This is a genomic window from Acidaminococcales bacterium, from assembly GCA_031290885.1.
Lineage (GTDB): Bacteria > Bacillota > Negativicutes > Acidaminococcales > JAISLQ01 > JAISLQ01.
In genome coordinates, this window is sequence record JAISLQ010000047.1 from 1 (window position 1) to 25673 (window position 25673).

Genomic DNA, 25673 nt, shown 5'->3' on the forward strand with positions numbered 1-25673 from the left:
CATTTTCAACCCCGCGATCTTCGTTCCGGTGGCAAAAGCAAAAATATTGTTGACAACAAAGTTAGTGTGTGCTAACATGGTTTTCGGGCAGCTAAGTTATCCAACGCTAACAACGTAAGTGCCAAAAAGTTAGTCCATTATAACTTTAGCGGTTCCCGCAGCGTCCGCTTCCGCTGGCCGGCAGCGGCGGAAAAGCAAGTTATGGTCGGAAAGGAGAAAGCAAATTGCGAAGAATTTTATCTTTATTAGCCGTACTGTCCTTATTGGCCGCCGTTTTTCCGATGAGCGCCCCGGCGGCAAGCAAATACAAAACTTGGAACGCGATTGTTGACGACATGGACAAGGTACTCAACAAATCCTACGCCCTTTACGCGGCCGGGAATGTGAACGGCGCCAAAGGGCAGGTCAACGCCGCGTATTTTCAGTTTTATGAAAAGCTTGGCTTCGAGAAGACCGTGATGTCCTACATTTCCGGCAGCCGCGCCACCAAGGTGGAATATCAATTCACGATCATAAAAAAGGCCATGACCAACAAACGGCCGCCGGCTGAAGTCAAGGCGGCGCTGGACGATCTGTCCAAATGGCTCAGGGAAGATGCCAATCAGCTTGACGGCACGAAAGAAAGCGAATGGGGCGTGTTTTTGAGTTCGCTTTTGATCATCACTAGGGAAGGGTTTGAGGCGATCATCGTGGTCGGCGCGATTGTCGCTTATTTGATAAAGAGCGGCAACGCCGGGAAGGCGCGCGCGGTTTACCACGGCGCTTTTATCGCGCTGATCGCCAGCGTTTTGCTGGCGGTCGCTTTAAATAACATTGCCAGCCTGAGCGGCGCCAACCAAGAAATAATTGAAGGCGCAACCATGCTGGTTGCCGTGGCCGTGCTCTTTTACGTCAGCAACTGGATGGTAGGCAAAGCCGGGGCAGAAGCTTGGTCGGCCTACATAAAGGACAAGGTGGAAAGCTCGCTCAGCGGCGGCAGCCTGTTTTCACTCGCTTTCGCGGCCTTTCTCGCCGTTTTTCGCGAAGGGGCCGAAACCATCCTTTTTTATCAGGCGCTCATGGGCACTACCAAGCTTTATACCAATATGATCTGGGCAGGGCTGGGGGTCGGTTGCGCGCTTTTGGCGGTTATTTACGCCGCCATCCGTTTCTTGAGCATAAAGCTCCCCTTAAAGCAGTTCTTTATCGGCACAAGCTCCTTGCTGGCGGTTATGGCATTCTCTTTCTTGGGAAAGGGCATTAAAGAGCTGCAGGAAGGCAACGTCATCGGCGTAACGCCGGTGGGCAGTTTTGATTCGGTCGAGCTTCTCGGCATTTACCCGACGCTGGAAACCCTTTTGCCGCAGGCCGTGCTGTTGGCTGTTACCTTGGCCACTTTCAGCCTGCAAATGCGCAAAAGCGGCGCGTTCCGGAAAAAGGAAGCTTGAATTTTCGGCAGCACAGGGCATGGCCCTGCTGAAATAAAAAATTTGGAGGAGAAAAAATGAGAAAAGAAAAATTGTTCGCAGTATTTCTTGCCTTGGCCCTGGCGGTTGGCATGGTTGGCTACGGCACCGCCTACGGCGCGATTTCCCCTGGCAGCACGGCCGGTTTCGAAGAGTTTCCGATTGGCGACGATATCGAGGTAGGCCCGCTCAATGTGGCAGGCGTGTATTTTCAGCCCGTTGACATGGAACCGGCCGGCAACAGCCTGCGCGCCGCCGATTCCGACATGCACATAGAAGCCGACATAAGCGCGCTGGAAGGCAACGAGCTCGGCTACGGCGCGGGCGATTTCGTTCCCAACCTGACCGTCCGCTATGAACTGATAAAAGAAGGCGGCCGGACTATTTCCGGCACTTTCATGCCCATGAGCGCGAGCGATGGCCCGCACTACGGCGCGAACGTCAAATTGGACGGCGCCGGCAAATATAAAGTCCGCTTTATTATTGAAAGCCCGGAATCGCAGGGGTATCTGCTGCACATTGACAAGACCACCGGCGTTACCGGCAGGTTCTGGAAAGCGCCGCTGGTGGCCGAATGGGATTTTAATTTTGTCCCGAGAGCCTGGTAATCGGATCCGCAAATGAATTTTACCGTTTTGGCCGCTACGGGCACACACGCCTGCGGCGGCCAAAACGGGATTTTGGAAGGAGGCGCCGTGCTTAAATATTTGATCCAGGTGGCGCAGAATTTGCTCTTGCCCGTAATCATGCTGGCACTTTTTGCGGCCCTGGCAGCAAAAAGCCGGAGCGCGCGGCTGCCTTGCCGGGGCTTCGCTACGGGCGCCGCAGGCGCTTTGCTGCTGGCCGCGCTCAAAAACTTTACGGTGCTGGTAAACCGTGAGTACGTCAATATTGTTCTCCTTACGGCGGGCATAGCGACGGAACTTTTTCTTTTGGCACTGCTATGGGGGAGCGCCAAAGGAAGAAGCGCCGAAAAGCGCGAATGGACGTTTGAATCCGTGGGCGCGGTTTTTGCCGCCGCGCTGGCTTTTTATTATCTTACCGATATATTTTTATATCCGACGGAATTTTTGCTGGCGGGCGAAAGCGCCTTCAGCACAGATTTTCTGTTCAGGGCCACCGGTTATTTATGCGGCATCCTGCTTGCGGCGCTGATTGGGGCGGCGCTCTTTAAAACCGCCGCTTGTCTGTCCGGCGATTTTTTGCTCCGGATTTTCAGTTTGTGCCTGACGGTGGGATTGATTTCCCAATCTTCCCTGCTCGTCCAATTTTTGTTGGCGCGGCGGATAATACCGATGAAGGACTGGCTGTTCGCCCTTTTGATGCCGGCGATCAATTACCGGGATTTTTTTCTGTACATTATGATGGCGGTAACGCTGATACTGCCTCTGTTGTTATACAAACGCAGTTTACGGGTGCAATCGCCTTACGCCAATCCCGCCGAACTGCGCAAGCTAAAGTCCGGCCTTCGCCTTCGCCGCCGCTGGAGCGCCTTGGCCATTGCCGGGTATATCGGCGCGTTCTTTTGCCTGACCGCCGTCAAGTCGTACGCCGAACGCGAAGTAGTGCTTTCGCCCATTGAGCCGATGACGATAAAAGGCGGCATGGTCGTGCTGCCGCTTGAGACGATAAGCGACTGGCGGCTGCACCGTTACGCCTATGAAGCCGAAAATGGCGCGCAGGTGCGTTTCATAGTGATCAGGAAGAACAACGTCGCCTACGGCGTGGGCCTGGACGCCTGCGACATATGCGGGCCCACCGGCTATTACGAGCGCGACGACCAAGTCATCTGCAAGCTTTGCGACGTTGTCATGAATAAATCGACCATTGGTTTCAAGGGCGGCTGCAATCCAGTGCCGCTGGCCTATACCTTAAAAGGCGGCGGCATGTTGATCGACACAAAAGATCTGGAAAAAGAAAAAACAAGATTCAAGTGAGGGGGTGGCCGTATGTTCTGGCGGATGGTCAAGGGGGCGCTTATGCGGCAAAAGGGCAAGATGCTGCTGATCGCCTTTACCATAGCTTTGGGGGTGTCTTTGTCTACCGCTATGCTCAATGTCATGCTGGACGTTGGCGACAAGGTAAACAGGGAATTGAAAACTTACGGCGCGAATATCAACGTCCTGCCCAAGGGCGCGTCGCTCATAGGGGATCTCTATGGGGTCAGCGGCGGGGAGGGCGTGGCGGACAAATATTTGCGCGAAGATGAGATTGGCCGGATAAAGACCATATTTTGGGCTTTCAATATAGTTGATTTCACGCCTTACCTGGAAACGGCGGCGAAAATTGACGGCGGCGAGGCGCGGCTTACGGGCGTGTGGTTTAATCATCACTTGGCCTTGCCTACGGGCGAGGAACTGGATACCGGCATGAAAAACATGAAAAACTGGTGGCGGCTGTCCGGCGACTGGCTGGCCGACAAAGACGACGGCGGCGCCATGCTCGGCAGCCTGGCCGCAGAGCGGTACGGGGTGAAACCTGGCGACAAACTGACGGTCGAGGCGCGGGGAACAAAAAAGGAATTGAAAGTTAAAAGCGTGTTTAACGCGGGCGGCACGGAAGACGAGGATATTTACGTTACGCTCAAGACGGCGCAGGAGCTTTCAGGGCGCGCCGGCCTGGTCAGCCGCATAGAAGTGAGCGCCCTGACGACGCCGGACAACGAATTGTCGCGCCGGGCGGCGCAGGACCCCAAAAGCCTTTCCACCAAAGAATGGGAAACATGGTATTGCACGGCCTATGTAAGCGCGATCTGCTATCAAATCAGCGAAGTTATCACAGACTCGGCGGCAAAGCCCATCCGGCAGGTAGCGGAAGCGGAGGGGGCGATACTGGCGAAAACAAAGCTGTTGATGCTGCTGATTACGGTATTTAGCCTGGCGGGTTCGGCGCTGGGCATATCCAACCTGGTTACCGCCAGCGTACTGGAACGCGGCAGCGAAATCGGGCTTTTAAAAGCGGTGGGGGCGCATAATTTGCCCGTATCCCTATTGTTGCTCGCCCAAATCATGATTGCCGGCCTGGCCGGAGGGACGGCCGGTTATTTCGCCGGCTTGGGTTTTGCCCAAATTATCGGGCAGTCGGTTTTCGGCGCGGCGATAACGGCAAAACCGGTAGTGATGCCGCTGGTGGCCATCCTTACCCTCTTGGTTATTTTGGCGGGCAGCGTCCCGGCCGTCCGTATGTTGCTCGCGTTAAGGCCGGCGCAGGTTTTGCACGGCAGGTGACGAGATGAAAAGAGAAGCTTTTTTTCTGAAAATAGTCGCTTGTTCCCTTCTCCGCCGCCATTTTAAACTGTTGACGGCGATTTTGGCCGTGGCGGCCGGCGCGGCCATACTTTCGGGGCTTACGACCCTATATTATGATATGCCGCGGCAAATGGGCCGAGAATTTCGTTCCTACGGCGCGAATCTGCTTTTCGCGCCGGCCGGGGACCGGGAATCGCTGACCGCGGCCGAGGCGGAACAAGCCGCGCTTTTCCTGCCGGCGGACGCCATCGTGGGCGTGGCCGCTTACCGCTACAACACGGTCAGGATAAATGAACAGCCTTTCATGGCGGCCGGCGCCGTATTGTCGGAAGTACAAAAGACCAGCCCTTATTGGCTGGTGCGGGGGGATTGGCCGCGTAGCGGCAAAGAAGCGCTCATCGGGCAGGAAGTTGCCGATATCGTCCGCCTTGCGCCCGGCAGCGGTTTCACCGCCGTCTTTACCGACCGGCAGGGGAAAAGCTCCGAACACGCGTTTACCGTCTCCGGCGTCTTGCAGACCGGCGGGACGGAAGAAGCGTTTATTTTCATGTCTTTGCCGGATTTTGAAAATATGGCCGGCGCGGGCGGGTTTGATATTGTAGAATGTAGCGTTTCCCTGCCCAAAGATGAGATAGAGAAGCTGTCCGCCCGGATAAACGGGGAAATGCCGGGGCTTACGGCCAGGCCGGTCAGAAGAGTTACCGAGTCCGAAACTGCAGTATTGGCAAGGCTGCAAGCATTGGTTTATCTTGTTACGATCGTCGCGCTCCTTCTGACCATGATTTCCGTCGCCACCACCATGCTGGCGGCAGTAGCGGAGCGGCGGCGGGAAATAGGGCTAAAAAAGGCGCTGGGCGCGCCCAGCGCCAGCATAGTCGCGGAATTTTTAAGCGAAAGCCTGCTGCTTGGCGGCATAGGCGGATTGCTGGGCGGTATTTTCGGTTTTTTGTTCGCGCAGATGATCAGCGCCAATGTCTTTGGCCGCCCCCTGTCTTTCCCGCCTTTGCTGCTGCCGTCCACGATGGCGGCGGCCATCCTGGTTACCGGGGTGGCCTCGGCGCTGCCGGCCAAAAGCGCGGCCAAGGTGGATCCGGCAATTGTACTGCGCGGAGAATAGGAGCGTATCATGCATATATTGGAAATTAAGGATGTATCTAAAATATACGGCAACGTAAAAGCGCTGCAAAACGTGAGCCTGTCCGTGCGCAAGGGCGAATGGCTGGCGATCGTGGGACCTTCCGGCTCCGGCAAAACCACCATGATGAATATAATCGGCTGTATGGACAAGCCATCAAGCGGCGCGGTGCGGCTGGACGGCGTAGACATATCAAAAGAAAGCGGCGGGTCGCTTACCGCAATCAGGCGCGACAAAATCGGCCTTATTTTTCAACAGTTTCATCTTATCAACTATTTGACCGCGCTGGAAAACGTAATGCTCGCCCAATATTACCATAGCATGCCGGACGAGGAAGAAGCCTTAAAAGCCCTTGCGCGCGTTGGGCTGGAAGACAGGGTGCGCCATCTGCCCAGCCAGCTTTCCGGCGGCGAGCAGCAGAGGGTTTGCATAGCGCGCGCGCTTATCAACTGCCCGGCGCTTATTTTGGCGGACGAGCCGACCGGCAATCTTGACGAAGCCAACGAAGGCGTGGTTTTGGATATTTTCCGCAAACTGCACCGGGAAGGAAGCACGATTATCGTGGTAACGCACGATCCGGAAGTCGCGCGGGAGGCGGAAAGGGTAATCGTCTTGGAACACGGGCGCGTCGCGAAACAAATCTTTAATAAAAATGACGGAGGCGTACCGAATGAACAAGTTAACTGAAATAGCCGCGCAAGCGTGCTTAGTGGCGGCATTGGCGTTCGCGGCAGGCTGCGGCTCCGGCGCCGGCGCCGGCTACAAAGACGGGGTTTACCGGGCGGTCAGCTCCAAAGACCAGCGGGGCGCTTACGGCGAGATAACCATAACCGTCAAAGGCGGCGAAATATCCGACAGCAAATACGTAACCTACCTGAAAGAGGGGGAGGGCAAGATCAAGGATCAGGACTACGGGAAAGTGAACGGCGCGATTTCCAACCGCGATTTTTATAACAAGGCGCAGTTCGCCGTAAAAGCCATGCAGCTTTACAACGACAAGCTAAAGCAAAATAAAACCCCCAAAGGCATAGACGCCCTGAGCGGCGCCACGGAGAGTTACCGGCAGTTTATGGAAGCGGCGGACAAGGCGCTTAAAGCGGCGCAAAAATAACAAGCAACAGGATGGGAAACAGAGCATGGAAAAACTTTCTCCCGCAATGGAAGATTATTTAAAAACCATCTACGGCATAGGCGAGTTCGCTTCCCGAAACCCCATACGCATAAGCGATATAGCGGCGCGCATGGGCAAAAGCAAAGCCAGCGCGTGTTATGCCACTAAGACGCTGCAAGGCAAGGGCCTTTTGACCAAGAGCAAATACGCTACCGTCCATCTTACCGATGCCGGCGCGCGGCAAGCGGAATTTATCCTGAAAAGAAACAGCGTGGTCAGCCGTTTCCTGAAAGAAGTGCTCAAAGTCGCGGACCGGACGGCGGAAACAGACGCCTGCGGCATAGAGCACGTCATAAGTTTTGAGTGTTACCAATCCATCAGCCATTATCTTGATACCGGCGCGGAAAATTGAAACAGCCGCGCCGGCCGGCGCGGCCTCGAAAATATAAACCGGATGCTGGCCGCGCGCTTGCCGCGTCATTGCCGCAGGGCTTGTTCCAGATGGCTGTATTCGACTACTTTGTAAGCTTTGCCGGATTCGCCGTCTATCCCGATCGCCTGTTGCGGACAAAAAGCGGCGCAGTGCTGGCAGCTTACGCAGGTATCGGCGATGTAAAAGCTGCCGTCGGCGTCCTTGCCTATGGACGCGGCGGGGCAAATTTTTTGGCAGAAGCCGCATTTTACGCAATATTTCTTATTTATCTTAAGCGGAAACATTTTCTTAAAAAGCCGCCAGGGCTTATCTTTGCCGGCCAGGTTGTGAAAAAAGCCCGACCAAGGCGCGAAGATCCGTTCCCAGCGGCTTTTTCCCGTAAGCAGTTGCCCCGCGAAGTTAGCGGCTTGAACGATGGCTTCTTTGATGACGTTTTGGTTGGAAAGCGATTTGGGGTTAAGGTTTTTGCCGTAATTTGACGGCATCTTCAGCACACGGCTGCCGATCGGCCGGTAGCCTTTATTAACCAGCAGTTTTCTGATCGGCTCTTGCATCCCGAACGAATTGGCGGCCATGCTGCCGACATGAAACGCTTCCCGCCCGTTGCCGGGCGGAAGGCTGCGCAAAAATTCAATTATGAAAGGGTAGGTGGACATACAGGCCACGGGAAAAGCTATCCCCAGCGCCCGCTCCGGCCCGGAAGCGGAAAAACGGCCGATCGGATGAAGCGTTGCCTGGCAGTTGTTGCCGCTTAGGATATCGGCAACGGTTTCCGCCAGCAAAAAAGTGTTCCCGGATCCGGAAAAAACATAAATATCCGCTTGTTTGCTGTCCATAATTCACAGCGCCTGCCTTAATTTTGTGTTGGCAACCAAAAACTCCGCCAGTTCCGGCCGGTTCATTGTATAAAGGTGTACGCCGCGCACGTTGTGTTCGAGGAGATCTTCTATTTGCAGCGAAGCGTACTCCAGCCCGGCTTTTTGCATTTCATCCTGGCTGTGCCCGTATTTGTCCATCAAAAGCCGCAATTTTTTGGGAATGGAAGCGCCGCACAAAGCGCAAATGCGCTCTACTTGTTTTTGGGAAAACACGGGCATGATCCCGGCCGATACGGGCAGCGCGACCGCTGCGCGGTCAAGCTCTTCCAGGAAGCCGTAGAAAAAAGCGTTGTCAAAGAAAATCTGCGTGATCAGAAAATCCACGCCGGCGGCAATTTTTTCCTTTAAGTAAAACAGTTCCAAGGCGCGGTTCGGACATTCCGGATGCCCTTCCGGATAAGCGGCGGCGGCTACGCAAAACCCGCCGGACGACTTGATCCTTTCCACCAGGTCCTTGGCGAAAATCTTGCCGGCCAGCATGGGGTAACCGAAGGGCGGATCGCCGACGGGCGGGTCGCCGCGCAGGGCGAGTACATTGCGCAGGTGGCGTTCCTTGAGGGCTTCCAATATGTCGTCCGTTTCTTTTGGGCTGCTGGCGATACAAGTAAGGTGCACGAGCGCCGCTATGCCGCAGGCGGCTATATGTTCGGCTATTTCCATGGTACACCCGCGATGTACGCCGGCCGCGCCGTAAGTTACGCTGATAAAGTCGGGCCGCAAAGCCGACAGCCTGTTTATAGCGTCCAGCACAGGCGCAAACGGCGCATCTGGTTTGGGGGGGAATATTTCAAAGGATACGGTGGTGGGTTTGCGCAGAAAAATTTCCGCTATTTTCATTATTGTGGTCGGCACCTCGCTATAATTAAAATCCCGATCGCCAGAGGGCGCCGCCGGCAGCCGCCCGGATGCAAAGCGGACAAATATTTGCGCCGCACGGCCTATGTATGCTAATATTAGCTCAAATAGCGCCAAGTGTCAACAGCGGCCTTGTTCGGTACGCGAAAAACATAAAAAAAGGTGGTTCCATGCAAAATAGTGTGGTCATATATACGGACGGTTCCTGCCTTGGCAATCCGGGGCCGGGCGGCTATGCCGCGATATTGCGCTACGGCGCGCAAGGCCGCGAATTGTGGGGGGGCGAGAGGCAAACCACCAACAACCGCATGGAGCTGACCGGCGCGGTACGGGCGCTGGAACAGCTTTCCCGCCCTTGCCGCGTCGATATTTATATTGACAGCCAGTATGTGCTGAACGGCTTTGTCAAAGGCTGGATAGCGCAGTGGAAGAAGAAGGGATGGAAAACCGCCGGCAACAAGCCGGTCAAAAACAAGGATCTATGGGAGAAGCTGGACGGGCTGAGTGCGCGGTTCGAGATCGCCTGGCATTATGTTCCCGGGCACCAAGGGCAAAAGGAAAATGAGCGCTGCGACGAACTGGCGCGCAAAGCCGCGCAAAAAGCGGGAACTGACGGGGACTTTTTCTTGCTGGGCGAGCATTTTTCCTCTTGAGCGCGCTTTGAGCAATCGGCGGCAACATTTGCGCATTGCCCGGCCTTTGACTGCCGGGCATCTAATGGCATATAATTTCCTTGGGCAGCCAGCGGCGCAAACATTGCGACATTTTGCCCTGTTCGATCGGTTTTGACACAAAGTCGCTGAAACCGGCTTTTTTAAACACTTCAACCGAACCATGCATTACGTTGGCGGTGAGCGCCACTACCGGCGCCTCGGCGTAATAGCCGCCGAGGGCGCGCAGCCGCCGGGTGGTCTCTATTCCGTCCATGCCTGGCATCATTTGATCCATGAAGATGACGTCGTATTGTTTTTTTTGCAAAAATTCCAGCGCCTTGGCGCCGGATTCGGCCAAATCCGGCGCGATGCCGTATTCTGCCAGTACCGCCTCGGCCACCATCAAATTTACGTCAATGTCGTCCACTACCAGCACTTTGGCCGCCGGCGCCGAAAAATACAACGCTTCCGCTTCTTCGGTTTTTTCCGCGCCGGGCGCCCAAGGCAGCAGCACGGTAAAGACGGAGCCTTTTCCGTGTGCGCTTTCGGCGCTTATGCTGCCGCCCATGGCGGCGCACAGCCTTTCGGAAATAGCCAGCCCCAGGCCCGTGCCGGCTATGCCATTTTTCTTCCGCAGGTCAAGCTGTTCAAAAGGCGAAAAGATTTTATCAATGTCTTCGTCCTTTATCCCGATCCCCGTATCTTTGACTCTAAAACACAGGCGTTCGCCGAAGAGCGTAACCGCAAGTTCTATCCTGCCCGCGTTTGTGTATTTTACGGCATTGGTTAAGACATTGACGATAATCTGCCGCATTTTTTTTTCGTCGCCGCAAATATGCCGCGGAAGGTCCGGCGACAGGAAAAGGGAAAAGGAAAGCCCTTTTTGCCGGGCGGACGCTTCCGCATCGGCGGAAAGGCCGCAGATAAATTCTTTTAGATCGAAATCGACCGGTTCGACGGTTATTTCTCCGGCGTCAATTTTGGAAAAATCCAGTATGTCATTTATAATTGTAAGCAGAGCGCGCGAAGACATTTTCATGGTGTTCAGGTAAATTTTTTGCTTCTCGGACAGCGGTTCCCGGGCAATCGAATCGTGCAAGCCAATGATCGCGTTCATCGGCGTCCGTATTTCATGCGACATGGTGGCGAGAAATTCGGATTTCACCCGGCTGGCCTTCTCCGCCATTTCCTTGGCGGCCGTAAGCTCGGTGGAATCGTGCATCAGGACAAGGACGCCGTCAAATTCCTTCTCCTCGTTGGCCAAAGAAGCCACGACTATTTCGTAATTGCGCCCGTTGGCCGACAGGTTAAGGCGGCGGCGGCGACATTCAAAAGGCTGCCCGGTGCAGACCGCGCTGCTTATTGCCGCCAGCAGGTCGGCGCGAAAGCCGGCGCAAAAATACCGCTCGGCAATCGAGGAAAAATCACGGCCGGTAAGGATCGGCGTATCTTTTATGCCCAGCAGGGGGGCGATGGAATTTGTCCCCATGATATATTTCATGTTTTTATCGAGTATGAAAATAATGTCGGGGCAATGGGACAAAAACAGCTTGTTGTATTTTTCCTGCTTGATTTTGTCCGCCAGCATCATTTTGCCGATATTCATTTGTATATTCATGTGGACCCGAATGGATTCGGTAAGCTTTTCATCGGCGCGCATTTTGCGGACAAGTTTTTTGTTCTCCGCTTCCAGGGCGCGCATATTTTTCATTAACTGCTCGTATTCTTCCTTGTTGACAGTTTCGTCCATAATTTTCTTCCCTGCGCCTGTTATTCGTAGTTTACAATGTCCCCCGGTTAATTTATGGCTTATTTGCGCCGGGGCGCGGCATATTGATCCGGCATCAAAGAATGCAAGCGACTAGCGAATAATTATGGTATCGGTTGGTTACCGAATCCTTGGTCCTTGAAGTGGGGCAAATTTCGCCGCCGGAATAGGCTACCATATAAGGCGTGCCGCTGTTAATGGTTTCGGCTATGAGGTTCAATTCTTTAAGCGGCTCCGCGCCCAAAGACAGGCGGCGGCCAAGGCAGGAAAATATGATGAGCGCCTGGATGTCCTTTTCGGCGTTTATTTTTTTGATCATTTCCTTGCTGGTGGCAAGAATGTCTTCGCTTTCAAAAATCCCCAGTTTAAAGGTGGAGTTTTGATACATGTCGCCCCGGCAAACCGCGAAACCGTTTTCATCAAGGCCGATCAGCTCGTAGACGACCGGCACTGCGTCGTAATCTTCCCTGCCTTTAAAATCAAGCACAAAAGGCAAAAACTGCAGGCCCGGGTCAAGCGCGCCTTCTTTGGCCAGCCCGATGCTTTCAAAATATTCGTAGGCGCGCATGTCGTTTATTTCCATAATCACATTGTCTTTTGATTTAGTGATTTCGCCGCCGTAAGGCAGCATCTTTTCCCCGGAAATAGTGGCAATGAAAAAGCGCGGCGCCACATTGCCGCCGACAAGAATAAAAGAAACGGCTTCCTTGGAACTGTTGCCTTCGCTGATGGTCAGGCAATCGGTAAACTCAGGCAGGTCGTCCACGGCGAAAGTGCCGAAGACGGGCGTGTTTGGGCACAACCTGGTATAAGCGTCCAAATAACGGTTGCCGGATATTTCCATGTGCTGCGGCGGGAAAAGCAGGATCATTTCCAAAGCGGCGCCGAGGCGCTTGGCCGCTTCCGCGTAAGACGACTCGGCTGCCGCCAAAATATTGTCTTTGTTGATCGGCCCGCTTGCCCCCACGGAGAAAAAGACGTCGTCCGAGGTCAGAACCATGAGCGTAAGGACAAGCCTCCCTGTTTCGCCGTTTATTGACTGCGCCATGGTCGTGGCGCCGGCGATCGGGAAGGGCAGCCCGGCGCAGACGGCTTTTACCATGCCCGTCCTGATAAATTCCGGGTCGCACATGAGGATGCCTACCGTGTTTTTCATCAGCACAATTTGGCTTTTTAACTGTTCCCTAAGTTCCGACAGCGCCAGTTCGGCATCGTCTAATTCATAGGTAAATATTGCTGCGGTTTTGAGCATTTGTGAAACGCCTCCCTTAAAAAATCTTCTCATGAACCAATTGCGCATACCTTGGGTTTTGGCCGCGCCTGTAAGCTAAAGAATGCAGGCGATCAGCGCGTAATTGTGGAAACGGTTTACCAGCGCGCCCGCGCCGTCGGGAACGGGACAGATTTCGCCGCCGGTGCAGGCGATCATATAAGGCGTGCCCCTGCTGACGGTTTCGGCTACGAGATACAGCTCCGCAAGCGGCTCGTTGCGCAAGGACAAGCGGCGCGCGGCACAGGAAAACATGATGATCGCTTGGATAGGTTGCGCGGCGTTTAATTTTTCTATCAAATTTTGGCTTGTGCCGAGGATGTACTCGTTAGGGAAAATGGCTACCTCAAATGTGGAATTTGCGCTTAAATCCTCCTGGCAGATAGCGAAGCCGCTTTGGTCAAAATAACACACTTCGTTAAGGATCGGCGGATCGTCGGGGCCTTTGCGCTTCTCGCGATCCATCGCCAAGAGCAGGAACCGTAATCCGGCGGCCAACGCTCCGCCTTTGGCCAACCCGAACTTTGTGAAGTGGTCCACGGCCAGCGCGCCGTTTACTTCCATGAGGACATTGCCGCGGCATTTTGTTATTTTACTGTGGGCGCAGGCCATTTTCTCTTCGGAAACATTGGTGATGAAAAACCGCGGCGCTACGTTGCCGCCGATGAGAATAAAGGCAATAGCGTCTTCGGATGCGCTGCCGTTGCTGATGGTCAGGCAGTCCGTAAACTTAGGCAGATCGTCCATGGCAAAGGCGCCGAAAACAGGGACATCCGGGCACAATACAGAAAAGGCATCCACATAGATATTGCCTGGCGTTCCCAAGCTAAACGGCGAAAAAAGCATGATCATTTCCGGTTTTGCGCCAAGGCGCCCGGCTGCTTGCGCGTATGGCAGCTCGGCGTTGGCGAAAACATCGCCCTTGTTGCTGGCCGTGGCGCTCGTGCCTACGGCAAAAAAGACATCGTCCGAGGTCAGCACCATAAGCGTGAGGAGAAGCCGCCCGACTTCGCCGCTTACCGATTGCGCCACGGAAGTCATGCCGGCAATCGGAAAGGGCAGCCCGGCGCAAATGGTTTTTGCCACGCCGCTTTTGACAAATTCCGGGTCGCATATAAGGATTCCCACCGTGTTTTTCATCAGCTCCACCTGGTTTTTCAGCTGATTTTTCACCTCGGCCAGCGCCCGTTCGGCGTCATCCAAATCATAGGTGTACATCGTCGCGGTTTTAACCATTTTCAATATGTCCTCCTAAATCGGAATGTTGCCGCAAACCGGCAAACAACACCCGGCAGATGGAAAAACATCATCTTGTCTGGCCGTTTCCGTCAATTATATATTTGAAAGCAGTCAATTCCACAGGCCCCATAGGCCCTCGTGCGTGGAGTTTCTGCGTGCTGATGCCGATCTCGGCGCCAAAGCCGAATTCAAAACCGTCTGTAAAGCGCGTGGAAGCGTTGACATAGACGGCCGCCGCGTCCACGCGCTTTTGAAACAGCCTGGCGTTCTCCAAGTCGCGCGTTACGATCGCCTCGGAGTGTTTGCTGCCGTAGCGTCCGATATGTTCTATCGCCCCTTCGATGTCAGGCACCACTTTCACCGACAGCCTAAGGTCGCCGTATTCGGTCGCCCAGCTTTCTTCCGTCGCAATGCGGGCCTTCGGCCAAAGGCTGCGCGTCCTTTCATCGCCAAAAATCTCGACTTGCGCCTGCGCCAGCCTATCGAGCATGGATGGCAGGAATGAGGGCGCGATTTTTTCGTGCGCCAGCAGCGTCTCCATGGCGTTGCAGACGGAAGGGCGCGACACTTTGGCGTTGAAAGCGATGTCCGACGCCATAGCGAAATCAGCGGTTTCGTCGATAAAAGTATGGCAGATGCCGATGCCCGTTTCGATTACCGGCACAAGGCTGTTTTCCACCACTTTTTTTATCAGCCCGGCGCCGCCGCGCGGTATGACAAGATCTATAAAGCCGCGCAGCCGGATGATGCTGTCTACCGCCTCCCGGTCAACGGTATCGACAAATTGCACGCAATGCGCCGGCAATCCCGCTTTGAGGGCGGCTTCGGCCAATATTTTTGCGATTGCCCGGTTGGAATTGATGGCTTCGGAGCCGCCGCGCAGTATTACGGCGTTGCCGGTTTTGACGCACAGGCCGGCAGCGTCCGCCGTAACATTGGGGCGCGCCTCGTAGATGATCGCGATCACGCCGAAAGGGACGCGTACTTTGGCGATATGCAGCCCGTTGGCTGTTTCCCGCCCTGACACTATTTCGCCTACCGGGTCGGGCAGGGCGGCTACTTGCTTTAGCCCGGCCGCCATATCCGCGATCCGCCGCTCGGTCAGCAGCAGCCTGTCCAGCATACTTTCGCGCATGCCGCCTGCGCGCGCCGCTTCCATATCCTTGCTGTTTTCTGAAAGGATCCTGCCCGCGTTATCGGCAAGCTTCCCGGCCATAATGTTGAGCGCCTCATTCTTCGCCGCCGCCGAAACGCCCGCCAAACCCGCCGCCGCCGCTTTGGCCGCTTTGGCTACGGACGCAATCATGTCCGCTGTACGCATCTTGTTTCCCTCCCGCTATAAAGACCATATTGTTGCGGTGAATAATCTCATCAAAAGATTTGTAGCCCAGCAGTTTTTCTATCTCCTGGCTTTTGGCGCCTTTTATGGCAGCCACCTCCCGCGCCGAATAATTGGAAAGGCCGCGCGCTATTTCCCGCCCGCCGGCGGCGCAAACGCTGAGCGTGGCGCCGGCTTCGTAATCGCCTTCGCAATCGGTAACCCCCGCCGGCAAAAGGCTGGAACCTTTCGCGAGCGCATCCGCGCAGCCGCCGTCGACATAAAGGATGCCCCTGGCGCGCGCGCCGAAAGCCAGCCAGCGTTTTTTTAATTTCAAGCGGTTTTTGCGCGACACAAAAAAAGTGCCTATGCTCTCCCCGGCGAGAATACGGGGCAGTACGTCTTTTTCGCGCCCGTCGGCGATCACCATGCTTATGCCGGAATTCACCACGATCCTGGCCGCCTGGATTTTGGTAACCATACCGCCGACGCCGTGTTTTGAACCGGCGCCGCCGGCCAGCGCCTCAATGCCGCCCGTTATGGACGGGACCTCATAAAGCAGCCGGGCGCGCGGGTCTTTAGCGGGGTTGTTCGTGTAAAGCCCCTTAATGTCCGAAAGGATGACAAGCAGATCCGCATCGGCCATGCCGGCAACCTGCGCCGAAAGGGTGTCGTTGTCGCCGATCTTCAATTCATCTACCGCCACCGCGTCGTTTTCATTTACAATCGGGATGGCGCCGCAGGAAAAAAGAGCCTCAAAGGCGTTGCGCAGATTTGCGTAGCGCTCGCGCCTGACCGAATCCTCGCGCGTCATCAATATCTGCCCTATGATTTGGCCGCGCGCGGCGAAGGATTTCTCGTAAAGCTGCATGAGTATGCCCTGCCCTACCGCCGCCGCCGCCTGTTTGCCGGGAATGGTCGCCGGGCGCTCTTTAAGGCCCATGCGCTCCGCTCCCGCGCTGACCGCCGCCGAAGTTACCAATATTATTTCCTTGCCGCTTTGCCGGAGGGCGGACAACTGGCCGGCCAACGTATTTATATAATCGCCGTCAAGCCTCCCCGCCGCATCGGTAAGAGTGCTTGTCCCAACCTTGACCACTATTCGCCTGGCGCCGATAAGAGTCGCGCGCGTCAACACGATACCGCTTCCTTTCCCTGCCCCCTGACTGTTTTACAGCGTTCACGGCCGCAAATGCCAATGCCAACAACTCAAATATGTTTGTTTAAAGCGCGGCAAATGCCCGCCCGCCGCGCTAATCGGCGAAATCAAATACCATGTCCGCTATGCGCACGCTGTCGCCTTCTTTGATCCCGCGCGCGCGCAGCGCGTCTTCTATGCCTATGCGCCGCCAAATGCGCTGAAAGCGGCGCAGCCCTTCGTCGTTGGCAAAATCCGTCATGGCTACAAGTTTTTCGATATTGCGGCCTGTTACGCAAAACGTGCCGTCATCTTCGCGCCTGACGGCAAAAGCGTCGCCGTCTTCCTCCGGCAAGGCGGACGGGCAGACGGCCAAAGGCATGGCCGGGGCATCTTTCAGCGCGTCCCAGGCGCGGCGCATAAGCTCCGGCAGCCCTTCGCCGCTGGCCGCCGACACCGGCAATATGGCGCGCCCTTTTGCCCCGACATAAGATGACAGGCGGGCATAGTGCTCTTTGGCCTGCGGCAGGTCCATTTTATTGGCAGCCACAAGCTGCGGGCGCGCCGCCAATTGCTCGCTGTAAAGCGCCAATTCTTCGTTTATTTTTTCAAAATCGTCGATAGGGTCGCGCCCTTCCAGCCCGGACGCGTCAACGACGTGAATGAGTACGCGCGTCCGCTCTATATGCCGCAAGAAGTCGTGCCCGAGGCCGGCGCCGCTATGCGCGCCCTCAATAAGCCCCGGTATGTCCGCCAGCACGAAACTCGCATCGTCGCCCATGCTGACGACGCCCAAAACCGGGCTGAGGGTGGTGAAGTGATAAGCCGCTATCTCCGGCTTGGCGGCCGACACCCTGGCAATGATACTGGACTTGCCTACGCTGGGATAGCCGATCAGCCCCACGTCAGCCAAAAGCTTAAGCTCCAGCCTAACCCAGCGGCTCTCGCCCGGCTCGCCTTTTTCCGCGAAAGCCGGCGCCCTGTTCACGCTGTCGGCGAATTTGGCGTTGCCGCGTCCGCCGCGCCCGCCGCGCGCCACGATAAACTCCTGCCCGTGTTCCTTGAGGTCGGAAAGCGGCGTTTCTGTTTTTTCGTCGTAGACTATCGTCCCTATGGGAACTTTTATCACTATGTCCGGGGCGGCCGCGCCGAAACAATTGCTCGTGCCGCCGCGCCCGCCGGGGCTGGCCTCGAATTTGCGCTTGTAGCGAAAATCCACCAGCGTATTGATATTTGCATCCGCCAGCAATATCACGCTGCCGCCGCGCCCGCCGTCGCCGCCGGACGGGCCGCCCCGGGGAACGTATTTCTCGCGGCGGAAACCCAACATCCCATCGCCGCCTTTGCCTCCCCTGACATATATCCTGGCCTTGTCTGTAAACATTGCGGACTCCTTGTTGACAAATGATTATAATTTACTTATTATATTGTACATGTTATTTGCATTAAATCAAACAAAATAATTCATGCGTCTAAATTTGGGAGTGAAAAAATGATTGCCTTTCTTGAAGCAAAAAAGGCCGGCCTGTTCGCCCGGAAATATTGGCCGCGCAATCTGGTGTCAGGCCTTATTATCAGCGTTATCGCCATCCCTTTGGGCATGGCCTTCGCCATAGCCTCGGGCGCCAAGCCGGAGCAGGGAATATACACGGCGATTGTCGCCGGGCTTTGCGTATCGCTGTTCGGCGGCAGCCGCGTACAGATAGCCGGCCCGACCGGGGCTTTCGTCATGCTCCTGTCCGGCATAGGGGCATCGCACGGCATGGCCGGGCTGCAGACCGCGACGATCATGGCGGGCGCCATGCTCGTCTGTATGGGCCTGGCCAAATTCGGGGGGGTCATAAAATTCATCCCCAAGCCGGTCATCGTCGGTTTTACCGCCGGGATCGGCGTAGTCCTCTGCGTTGGGCAATGGCAGTATTTTTTCGGACTGCCCAAAACAGGGGGCGGACATTTTCACGAGAAAGCGTGGGCGCTTTTGCAGGTATTGCCGCAGTTTCATCCGGCCACCCTCGGATTGGCCGTAGTAAGCATCCTGACAATAATATTTTTTCCGAAAATAAAAAAGTTCAGCCGCATCCCCAGCCCGCTCATCGCGATGCTGCTGGCTACCGGCCTGCAGACGTGGTTTGATTTTCCGGGCGTCAAAACCATCGGCAACGCCTTCGGCGGCATTGCGCAAAGCCCGCCCACCTTTGTTTGGCCAGCTTCCGACTTGGCGACTATATTTACGCTCGTGGGCCCGGCCTTTACCATCGCCATCCTCGGCGCGATTGAATCGCTGCTTTCGGCGGTGGTGGCCGACGGCATGACCGATACCAGGCACGACTCCAATCAGGAATTGATTGGGCAGGGGATCGCCAATATTTTCTCCCCGCTTTTTGGCGGCATAGCGGCGACCGGCGCGATCGCCCGTACCGCCACCAATGTGCGCAACGGCGGCAACAGCCCCTTGTCCGGCATAATCCAGTGCGCGGCTCTCTTTCTCGTTGTGCTTTTTTTCGCGCCGGCCGCCTCTTACATACCGCTGGCGGCCATGGCGGCGATACTTTTCGTCGTAGCCTACAACATGAGCGACGTCAAATACTTCGTCTACATGATCCGCCAAGCGCCGGCGGCGGACGTGATCATCCTCTTGGTCACTTTTTTGCTGACCGTTTTCGCCGACTTGGTGGTAGCGGTCAATGTCGGCGTGCTGCTGGCGATACTGCATTTTATGAAACGCATGACTGCGTCGGTGGACGTACACAAGGTGAGCAGCGAAGAACTCGGGAACGAACCGGAAAGGGCGCTGCCTAAAGGCACGATTGCCTACGCGATCGAAGGTCCGCTCTTTTTCGGCGCGGTGGAAAGATTTGAACGGACGCTCGCCTATACCAATACCTATCCCAAAATACTCATCATCCGTCTGTATCACGTCCCTTTCGCCGACATGACCGCGATCGAGACGCTCAAAAACGTCATTGTCAAACTGAAAAAGCGCAACGTCAGGACGCTCTTGACCGAAGCCAATAACGACGTGCGCTACAGCCTGCACAAGGCAGGGATATTTTCCGTGGCCGGCAAGAGGATTTATTGGAAGGATTTTGCCTCCGCTTTGGAACGCAGCAGAAAAATCCTCGCGGCGGCGGAAAACAAAACGGCGGCCGGCAAAATCAGGCCGCCGGCCACCGTCCAATGACCGCCGCAGGAAAATCGCCGGCCGGTTACTTTCGCAAACGAAAATTAACCGGCAAATCCACATAACAGGCCATGCTTTTCCCAACAGCGTCTTTGGCCGGAGAAAAACGCCATTGTTTCGCGGCCGTTAAAACCGAAGCGTCAATTTCCCGCCAGCCGGAAGATTTTTCCAATGATACGTTTTCCACCGCGCCGCGCGCGCTGACGAACAGCCGGATGCTCACCGTTCCCTGCGCGCCGGCCGCTATGGCCGACGATGGGTAATTGGGCTCTTTATAGTAAATCATGCGCGGCAGGGCGCTTTGCGTCCCTTGGCCGCTCCCGCCGCCCTGTCCGCCCCGGCTCTTTCCCTGCGTTTTGCCGTCGCCTGAACCGATGCCGCCCGTGCCCTGCCCGGCGGCATTGTCTTTGTCATTGCCTTCCGCGCGTCCGCCGGATGTTTCCGGCGGACGCGCGGCGGGGGCGGGCGGCGTTTCCTGCGGCGCCCGTTGGGGCTTTTTTTCTTCGGCTATGTCGTCCGGCGCGGGCGGCGGCGCGCTGACAGCCGCCGCCCGGGGAAGGGCGGCGGCCGCGCCCCCGCCGCCGCCGGGGCTGCCGGCGAAAGATACCTCCAGCGTAAGTGATGGCGGAACGGCTACAGTAAAGACGCCCAAAACGGCAAGAAGCGCAACGAGCAGGAGATGGGCGAGCAAGGATCCGCAAAAGCCGGCGGCATGACGCTTGCGGCCATTCATTTTTCCTCACCGCTTTGGGTCGCCAGCGCCACACGAGTTATGCCGCCGCCTTTTAATTTGTCGAGAAAGGCCACCACATGCCTGTAATCAGTTTCCCTGTCTGCCCTTATGAGCACGGCGAATTTACTGTCGCGCCTGCCGGCGTCGGCAGCCAGGGCAATTATTTCGTTTGCCTCCGCCGGCCGGTCATCCAAAAACAGCCGCCCGTCATCCTTTACCGTAACGACAAAAGAAGGAGGGGCGTCCGTTTTGGCGTTTTGGGCGGAAGGCAGGCGCAAATCGATAGTTTTTATCTCGCTCATGTACATAGTCGCGAAGATAAAAAAAACCAAAAGCAAAAAGATCATGTCGATCATCGGGCTGATCATCAATTCCGGCGGTTTGGCGAGCTTGCCGTGCTTTAGCTTGATCATGGTTTTTTGTCTCCGGCGGCAGAAGCTTCCTTTGCCGTAAGTGCCCCCAGCAGCGTGTTGGCGGTTTCCTCTATGTTTAGGGAAGCCACTTTCATTTTTTGGGAAAACCAAGTATGGACGCAGATCGCCACGATGGAGATGCACAGGCCAAAAACGGTGGTAATGAGCGCCTCGCTGATGCCGGCGGTTACCGCCATAGGGTTTTGCATACGTTCGTCCAGCGCGTCGAAAGAGGCGATCATGCCGGTGATGGTGCCTAAAAGCCCCAATACGGGGGAAAGGGTAACGATGACCGCAATATACGATATATATTCTTCAAATTTGCCAATGGCGCGCTCCGCTTTAGCGGACGCAAAGGCTTCCAGCCGGGCGCCGCTTTTGTCGCTGTCCATGATGCTCAGAGCCAGCGCCGCCTCCTCGCCTTTCGTTTCTTGGGCAAGCCGCCGCGCCTCCGGCCATTGGCCGCCGGATGCAAGGGCCAGGAACTTTTCCGCAAATTCCGGCCCGGAAAGGGCGGCGCGGTAAAACAACCAGCGCTCTATGCCCAACCAAAAAAGGACCAGCGAACACAAGAGCAACGGCCACATGACCGGCCCGCCTTTCAGGAACCAACTTACTGCGTCTGAAAAAAAGGCCATGCTTCGTTTTCCTTTCTTATTTACTGTTCGCGGATTAAAACATGACTTAAGATTTGCGGGACAATTGCCGCCTTGTCCGGCAAAGCATCAAAGCAAAGCGGGGGCGCGGAATCAGCCGCAAAGACAGCATGATTTTAATATAGGAGCGTTATTGCTTAATTTAGGGCAGACAAACCGGCGCTGTCGTCATCGCCCCACACCTGCCGCATAAACTCAAAGAATATTTCGTTCAAATGGCCGGCGGCAACCTCAACCGCCGTCATGACCACGCGCGGGTCAAAGAATTCCGGCGCGCAGGGCAGCGATATGTCAAGCACAATGTCGCTGTCGGCGGTTATGGAATATTTGAAAATCTTGTACCTAGAGTTTAATCCGTTTAGGTACTCTATCACTTTCGTCCGCTTGTTGCTGTTCATTGCCGCCGGCAGGATGAGGATCCGAATCATGGCGTAAATGCTCGCATCGGTAAAGAAAATGAGCGGCAGTTGCTGCTTGTGCACGGTCAGCATAGTGCGAAAAAGCACGGTTAGCGCCTCGTCGCCGATTATTTCCGCCCGGAAAGGGCTTATTTTGATTCCCGCAAGAAATTCCCGGAATTTTTCCGCCTTGGGATTGGTTTTGCTGTCTGCCGCCGCCAGAGCTTCCGTATTGTCGCCCTCGGCCATCGTTCCCACTCCTTTACTCGTTTGCTTTTTTTCGCATTGCCATGCCTTGCCGTACTCATGACGGAAATGGCGCCCGGTTTGCCGGGAAAAACAAAAAGAACCTCCTGTTTACAAGAGGTTCGGTCAAACCGTGGCAAGATTTCTTTAAAGACCATCAGCCTTCCCGAACACCCGCGGGCCAAAAACGGTATGCAGCGGACAATTCTTCTGGCTCGGGGGTCATGGCGCGTTTCGCCTTCCCGGCAATGCTTTATTTATGGCTGTCCATAAATTTTGTCCATGCCAGTGGCTGTCGGGACATTGCGCCGCAACGTCCCTGAGAAACGAGCTCGCCCTTACAGCGGCGGTACCGCGCCGAAACCTATGGCCGGCCGGCCATTGTCCCGGACTTACTTATTAAGCCCTTACGGGCATCTGCTGCCTTGTATAAAATAAAATGCTATAAAATTGTCAAGGATTGCTTAAATGATAACATCGCTTTGCGTTTGCGTCAACCGATTTGCGGGAAATATTGCGCGGCCGGCCTGCGACATTTGGAAGCGGTTTCAACCTCGCAATCTGCCTTTTCGGCGCTAAATGGGCGCGCTTCACCCCCTCGGCCTATATGGGCCGCCGGCCGCCCGGCCTCGCGCGCATCAAAAGGTTCGCGCCGCAAAACAAAATGCGCCGCCTGTGGAGATTTTTGCCTATGCCCCTGTATGCCGTTTTGCGATAGCCAAATGTGCAGTTTATAAGCAGAAACGCATACTTGGCCTTGGCCATTGCCAACGACTTGCGCCGTTCGGGGCGGTTTGTCAAGGGGGTTTGTCAAATTCAGCATATCGCACAACAAGATAGATTTACAGAGATGATTGAGATGTGCAATTCGCCTGGAGAACCATCCTCGAATTCTTACTACGAGAAAATATTTATGAAATCTCAAAAGTTTCTCTTGCAATTCCAAGTCAAGTGTGCTACAATGCGAAAGATGGTTGAAGTCTGAGCGAGGTGATTGCCGTGGGTGTCAGCTATAATAAGCTGTGGAAGCTCTTGATTGACAAAAATATGATGAAAGGCGAGCTTTGCAAAGCCGCAAACGTAAGCCCGTCGTCGCTTGCGAAAATGAAAAACGGTGAGAACGTCAACACCGATTTACTGGTTAGAATCTGCCGTGCGCTTGCGTGCGAACCCGGCGACATTATGGAACTTGCGCCCGAAGAACAACCGGCGCGGAAAGCGAGGTAAGCGCGATGCCGCTTACAAACAGAGCTGCCGTCAACGCAGGTGCTTCATCGAATCGGGTTCGGCTTGACCGCCGTGTTGCGGCGATTGCCGAGGCACCCGTGAGTCGGCGCGTGGCCGCTTCGAGTATCGAGGACTTGCTTAATCGTGTTTTCGAGGCGGATTGCCTTGAAAAGATGGAGGTCATTCCCGAACACTCGATTGACATGATACTCTGCGATTTGCCGTATGGCATGACGCAAAACGCTTGGGACAGCTACATACCGCTTGACCGCCTGTGGGAACAATATCTCCGCATAATCAAGGCAAACGGCGTGATTGCCCTTACTTCGCACGGTGTGTTTACAGCGAAACTCATACTCAGTCAAGAGAAGCTATTTAAGTATAAATGGGTGTGGGAGAAGTCTAAGCCCACTAACTTCCTAAACGCCAAAAAGCAACCGCTCCGCAAGCACGAGGACGTGTGCGTATTTTATCAGCGTCAGCCGACATATCACCCGCAGATGACGCAGGGAACGGCGTACGACAAGGGCGTGAGAAAGAACCAGTTAAGCGGTTGTTATGGAGACTTCGAGCCTGTTCACGTTCACAGCGACGGCGAACGTTATCCGACGGATATAATCTACGTCAAGACCGCCGAATCAGAGGGCGAAGTCGTTCACCCGACGCAGAAGCCTGTGGAGCTTGGGCGGTATCTTATCCGCACCTACACCGAACCAGGGGACGTGGTTCTTGATAATACTTGCGGGAGCGGTTCGTTCTTAGTGTCGGCGATGTTGGAGGGACGAAACTTCATCGGTATTGAGAAAAATGAGGACGTTGCTCTGTTCAAACGCGGCGAGATTGATTACATAGCCGTTGCTGAAAACAGATTGCGCGACGCGTGGCGTAATCTGCCGCGCAAAGAGCGTGAAACGATATACGTTAGCCCGTTGATAGCGGACTTTGCGGAGGATTGATTATATGCCGCGTTACGCTAAAGTGAACAACGAACGCAGTGAGGCTATTGAACTCATAAAGCTGATGGACGCGATAGTCAAGCGCAACACTTGGCAAATCAAGTCCGTCGGCGGCGAAAGTACACTCAACACGGGGAATCAAACGATGTTCCCCGATGTTTTGGTGTACGGCGATAACGCCCGCACTCAAATTTTGCAGGGTTGGGAAGTCAAGATGCCCGACGTTCCGATTACCGATTCGGCATTTGTTGCCGACGCTAAGCGCAAGGCTGATGTTCTCCGCGTGAATAGTTGTGTTATCTGGAATTTCTCCTATGGCGTAATGTATGTCAAAAGCGCGGACAGTTGGAGCAAAGTGCGAGAATGGGACAGGACGAGTCATATCCGCACTCGCGCTGACGTAGCTACATATAAATCCGATTGGGAATCGTTGATTGGAGAAATGCTCCGAGAAATCAACGGCTTTTTCGCGTCGGGCGAGTTGCGTCCCGCAAAAATCGGAGACATTGTTACGGACTCGATTTTTGCGGAACTCATACGGCGCAACAAGAATCTTACGGCGGAGCATATCCAAAACGCGAGCGTCACGAATACCACCATTGCAGCGCATATTTCACAATGGTGGCGTAGCGTTGAAAAAGAGTATAAATTCGATGAGACGAGCCGGTATTCCGCTTACGCAAAGTATGTTCTCTTGAACTGGATCAACAAATTCACGATCGCCAATATGATTAAAGGGAATCACAACCCGGCGACGGTTGTTGAAAGCATTGACGAGGATATGTTGCCCGCCGACGCGCTGAAAGTGTTTGAGGAAATCACGGCGCAATGCGACTTTTTCAACGTCTTTGAATCCGTGCCATATAGCGAACTTTTGCCTGCCGCAACGTGGACGGACTTGACCGATTATAACGCGTTCCTGTCCGAAAATGGCTTGGCGCAAATCCCGCAATCGGCGTTGCAATCCGTGCTTGAAAGCGCCGTCAATCAGTTCAAGCGGAGCGTATCGGGCGTGTTCACCACACCGCCGAAACTCGCCGAGATACTTGTTAAAGCCGGCATTGCCGATTTGACCGCTCCCGCCATTGATCCGTGTTGCGGAACGGGAACAATCGCGAAAGAAATTCTCGCGGTGAAAGAAAGCGCAATCGGCGTTGAGAACGCTTTCGCCACGACTTATGCTGCCGATAAATCTTCATTTGCTTTGCAAGTGTCAAATATCGCTATGACGAGAGCCAACGCGATAAATCTGCCGAGTTTGCTGTTCCGCTCAAACGCTTTTGACCTGCGGGAAAACAAGGAGATTGAAATTACAGACCCGCAAAACGGTGTTAAAAAGTTGTGCCGGCTTCCGCGCTTGGGCAGCGTGGCA

25 protein-coding genes and 1 riboswitch are annotated in these 25673 nt (G+C 55.0%); of the genes, 13 read left to right on the forward strand and 12 right to left on the reverse strand.

All coding sequences use genetic code 11. The features are described from left to right. Positions 1-224: 224 nt before the first annotated feature. The 8 genes from LBO03_05695 to LBO03_05730 are packed head-to-tail and all read left to right on the forward strand — an operon-like array spanning position 225 to position 7351. On the forward strand, positions 225-1427 hold the full coding sequence (locus LBO03_05695; GenBank protein ID MDR3349082.1) for an FTR1 family iron permease: 1203 nt from the start codon (positions 225-227) through the stop codon (positions 1425-1427). Positions 1428-1483: 56 nt separating this feature from the next. After that, complete coding sequence (locus LBO03_05700) at positions 1484-2053, forward strand: iron transporter (protein ID MDR3349083.1); 570 nt, start codon at positions 1484-1486, stop codon at positions 2051-2053. 12 nt (positions 2054-2065) lie between these two features. Next, positions 2066-3382, forward strand: a complete 1317-nt coding sequence (locus LBO03_05705) for a Fe-S-containing protein (protein MDR3349084.1) — start codon at positions 2066-2068, stop codon at positions 3380-3382. A 12-nt stretch (positions 3383-3394) separates the two neighbouring features. After that, complete coding sequence (locus LBO03_05710; protein ID MDR3349085.1) at positions 3395-4672, forward strand: ABC transporter permease; 1278 nt, start codon at positions 3395-3397, stop codon at positions 4670-4672. A gap of 4 nt (positions 4673-4676) precedes the next feature. Then, the gene (locus tag LBO03_05715) at positions 4677-5810 is read left to right on the forward strand and encodes an ABC transporter permease (GenBank protein ID MDR3349086.1); all 1134 of its coding nucleotides are present in this window, start codon (positions 4677-4679) and stop codon (positions 5808-5810) included. Positions 5811-5819: 9 nt separating this feature from the next. Further along, entirely contained in the window at positions 5820-6515 is a 696-nt protein-coding gene (locus LBO03_05720) for an ABC transporter ATP-binding protein (protein ID MDR3349087.1), read from the forward strand. Next, positions 6499-6939, forward strand: coding sequence for an FMN-binding protein (locus LBO03_05725; protein MDR3349088.1), 441 nt, complete (start codon positions 6499-6501; stop codon positions 6937-6939). Before LBO03_05720 ends, LBO03_05725 begins: the two co-directional genes overlap by 17 nt. Positions 6940-6964: 25 nt before the next feature. After that, positions 6965-7351 (forward strand): metal-dependent transcriptional regulator, encoded by a 387-nt coding sequence (locus LBO03_05730; GenBank protein ID MDR3349089.1) that lies wholly within the window; start codon positions 6965-6967, stop codon positions 7349-7351. A gap of 65 nt (positions 7352-7416) precedes the next feature. Here the strand turns inward: LBO03_05730 and LBO03_05735 are convergent, their stop codons facing one another. Together LBO03_05735 and LBO03_05740 are read right to left on the reverse strand one after the other, a co-directional pair. After that, entirely contained in the window at positions 7417-8208 is a 792-nt protein-coding gene (locus LBO03_05735; protein ID MDR3349090.1) for an EFR1 family ferrodoxin, read from the reverse strand. A 3-nt stretch (positions 8209-8211) separates the two neighbouring features. After that, a complete protein-coding gene (locus LBO03_05740) occupies positions 8212-9087 on the reverse strand; it encodes a methylenetetrahydrofolate reductase (protein ID MDR3349091.1) in 876 nt (291 codons plus the stop codon). A gap of 107 nt (positions 9088-9194) precedes the next feature. Between LBO03_05740 and rnhA the strand changes: the two genes are divergently transcribed. Further along, positions 9195-9758, forward strand: a complete 564-nt coding sequence (gene rnhA / locus LBO03_05745; protein ID MDR3349092.1) for a ribonuclease HI — start codon at positions 9195-9197, stop codon at positions 9756-9758. Between the two features lie 61 nt (positions 9759-9819). Here the strand turns inward: rnhA and LBO03_05750 are convergent, their stop codons facing one another. The 6 genes from LBO03_05750 to obgE all read right to left on the reverse strand — a co-directional run bounded on the left by LBO03_05750 (position 9820) and on the right by obgE (position 17875). Then, entirely contained in the window at positions 9820-11508 is a 1689-nt protein-coding gene (locus LBO03_05750) for a response regulator (GenBank protein ID MDR3349093.1), read from the reverse strand. Between the two features lie 94 nt (positions 11509-11602). Further along, complete coding sequence (locus tag LBO03_05755) at positions 11603-12778, reverse strand: FIST C-terminal domain-containing protein (protein ID MDR3349094.1); 1176 nt, start codon at positions 12776-12778, stop codon at positions 11603-11605. A gap of 75 nt (positions 12779-12853) precedes the next feature. After that, on the reverse strand, positions 12854-14032 hold the full coding sequence (locus tag LBO03_05760; protein ID MDR3349095.1) for a hypothetical protein: 1179 nt from the start codon (positions 14030-14032) through the stop codon (positions 12854-12856). 70 nt (positions 14033-14102) lie between these two features. Continuing rightward, the gene (locus LBO03_05765) at positions 14103-15356 is read right to left on the reverse strand and encodes a glutamate-5-semialdehyde dehydrogenase (protein ID MDR3349096.1); all 1254 of its coding nucleotides are present in this window, start codon (positions 15354-15356) and stop codon (positions 14103-14105) included. After that, positions 15265-16491 carry a glutamate 5-kinase gene (gene proB, locus LBO03_05770; GenBank protein ID MDR3349097.1) on the reverse strand — a complete coding sequence of 409 codons (1227 nt, stop codon included), beginning with the start codon at positions 16489-16491 and terminating at the stop codon, positions 15265-15267. The genes LBO03_05765 and proB overlap by 92 nt, the downstream gene beginning before the upstream one ends. A 115-nt stretch (positions 16492-16606) precedes the next feature. Continuing rightward, on the reverse strand, positions 16607-17875 hold the full coding sequence (obgE, locus tag LBO03_05775) for a GTPase ObgE (protein MDR3349098.1): 1269 nt from the start codon (positions 17873-17875) through the stop codon (positions 16607-16609). Between the two features lie 108 nt (positions 17876-17983). On the opposite strand from obgE, the gene LBO03_05780 reads away from it, so the two are divergent. Continuing rightward, positions 17984-19672, forward strand: a complete 1689-nt coding sequence (locus LBO03_05780; protein ID MDR3349099.1) for an STAS domain-containing protein — start codon at positions 17984-17986, stop codon at positions 19670-19672. 25 nt (positions 19673-19697) lie between these two features. Here LBO03_05780 and LBO03_05785 read toward each other — a convergent pair whose 3' ends face one another. From LBO03_05785 to LBO03_05800, 4 genes are all read right to left on the reverse strand, one after another. Beyond that, positions 19698-20405, reverse strand: a complete 708-nt coding sequence (locus LBO03_05785) for an energy transducer TonB (GenBank protein MDR3349100.1) — start codon at positions 20403-20405, stop codon at positions 19698-19700. Continuing rightward, a complete protein-coding gene (locus LBO03_05790; GenBank protein ID MDR3349101.1) occupies positions 20402-20818 on the reverse strand; it encodes a biopolymer transporter ExbD in 417 nt (138 codons plus the stop codon). The genes LBO03_05785 and LBO03_05790 overlap by 4 nt, the downstream gene beginning before the upstream one ends. Continuing rightward, the gene (locus LBO03_05795; GenBank protein MDR3349102.1) at positions 20815-21456 is read right to left on the reverse strand and encodes a MotA/TolQ/ExbB proton channel family protein; all 642 of its coding nucleotides are present in this window, start codon (positions 21454-21456) and stop codon (positions 20815-20817) included. The genes LBO03_05790 and LBO03_05795 overlap by 4 nt, the downstream gene beginning before the upstream one ends. Positions 21457-21611: 155 nt before the next feature. Then, positions 21612-22121 carry a hypothetical protein gene (locus LBO03_05800; protein MDR3349103.1) on the reverse strand — a complete coding sequence of 170 codons (510 nt, stop codon included), beginning with the start codon at positions 22119-22121 and terminating at the stop codon, positions 21612-21614. Positions 22122-22300: 179 nt separating this feature from the next. Then, positions 22301-22554, reverse strand: a riboswitch (cobalamin riboswitch). A 563-nt stretch (positions 22555-23117) separates the two neighbouring features. Between LBO03_05800 and LBO03_05805 the strand changes: the two genes are divergently transcribed. From LBO03_05805 to LBO03_05815, 3 genes are all read left to right on the forward strand, one after another. After that, on the forward strand, positions 23118-23345 hold the full coding sequence (locus tag LBO03_05805; GenBank protein ID MDR3349104.1) for a helix-turn-helix transcriptional regulator: 228 nt from the start codon (positions 23118-23120) through the stop codon (positions 23343-23345). A gap of 5 nt (positions 23346-23350) precedes the next feature. After that, on the forward strand, positions 23351-24301 hold the full coding sequence (locus LBO03_05810; protein MDR3349105.1) for a site-specific DNA-methyltransferase: 951 nt from the start codon (positions 23351-23353) through the stop codon (positions 24299-24301). A gap of 4 nt (positions 24302-24305) precedes the next feature. Continuing rightward, on the forward strand, positions 24306-25673 hold a 1368-nt coding region (locus LBO03_05815), incomplete at its 3' end, for a hypothetical protein (protein MDR3349106.1).

Bases quoted from the DNA above. Each gene is read 5' to 3' on its own strand.
- LBO03_05700 (MDR3349083.1), top strand. From the start codon at position 1,484: ATGAGAAAAGAAAAATTGTTCGCAGTATTTCTTGCCTTGGCCCTGGCG.
- LBO03_05705 (MDR3349084.1), top strand. From the start codon at position 2,066: ATGAATTTTACCGTTTTGGCCGCTACGGGCACACACGCCTGCGGCGGC.
- LBO03_05710 (MDR3349085.1), top strand. From the start codon at position 3,395: ATGTTCTGGCGGATGGTCAAGGGGGCGCTTATGCGGCAAAAGGGCAAG.
- LBO03_05715 (MDR3349086.1), top strand. From the start codon at position 4,677: ATGAAAAGAGAAGCTTTTTTTCTGAAAATAGTCGCTTGTTCCCTTCTC.
- LBO03_05720 (MDR3349087.1), top strand. From the start codon at position 5,820: ATGCATATATTGGAAATTAAGGATGTATCTAAAATATACGGCAACGTA.
- LBO03_05725 (MDR3349088.1), top strand. From the start codon at position 6,499: ATGAACAAGTTAACTGAAATAGCCGCGCAAGCGTGCTTAGTGGCGGCA.
- LBO03_05730 (MDR3349089.1), top strand. From the start codon at position 6,965: ATGGAAAAACTTTCTCCCGCAATGGAAGATTATTTAAAAACCATCTAC.
- LBO03_05735 (MDR3349090.1), bottom strand. From the start codon at position 8,208: ATGGACAGCAAACAAGCGGATATTTATGTTTTTTCCGGATCCGGGAAC.
- LBO03_05740 (MDR3349091.1), bottom strand. From the start codon at position 9,087: ATGAAAATAGCGGAAATTTTTCTGCGCAAACCCACCACCGTATCCTTT.
- rnhA (MDR3349092.1), top strand. From the start codon at position 9,195: ATGCTAATATTAGCTCAAATAGCGCCAAGTGTCAACAGCGGCCTTGTT.
- LBO03_05750 (MDR3349093.1), bottom strand. From the start codon at position 11,508: ATGGACGAAACTGTCAACAAGGAAGAATACGAGCAGTTAATGAAAAAT.
- LBO03_05755 (MDR3349094.1), bottom strand. From the start codon at position 12,778: ATGCTCAAAACCGCAGCAATATTTACCTATGAATTAGACGATGCCGAA.
- LBO03_05760 (MDR3349095.1), bottom strand. From the start codon at position 14,032: ATGGTTAAAACCGCGACGATGTACACCTATGATTTGGATGACGCCGAA.
- LBO03_05765 (MDR3349096.1), bottom strand. From the start codon at position 15,356: ATGCGTACAGCGGACATGATTGCGTCCGTAGCCAAAGCGGCCAAAGCG.
- obgE (MDR3349098.1), bottom strand. From the start codon at position 17,875: ATGTTTACAGACAAGGCCAGGATATATGTCAGGGGAGGCAAAGGCGGC.
- LBO03_05780 (MDR3349099.1), top strand. From the start codon at position 17,984: ATGATTGCCTTTCTTGAAGCAAAAAAGGCCGGCCTGTTCGCCCGGAAA.
- LBO03_05785 (MDR3349100.1), bottom strand. From the start codon at position 20,405: ATGAATGGCCGCAAGCGTCATGCCGCCGGCTTTTGCGGATCCTTGCTC.
- LBO03_05790 (MDR3349101.1), bottom strand. From the start codon at position 20,818: ATGATCAAGCTAAAGCACGGCAAGCTCGCCAAACCGCCGGAATTGATG.
- LBO03_05795 (MDR3349102.1), bottom strand. From the start codon at position 21,456: ATGGCCTTTTTTTCAGACGCAGTAAGTTGGTTCCTGAAAGGCGGGCCG.
- LBO03_05800 (MDR3349103.1), bottom strand. From the start codon at position 22,121: ATGGCCGAGGGCGACAATACGGAAGCTCTGGCGGCGGCAGACAGCAAA.
- LBO03_05810 (MDR3349105.1), top strand. From the start codon at position 23,351: ATGCCGCTTACAAACAGAGCTGCCGTCAACGCAGGTGCTTCATCGAAT.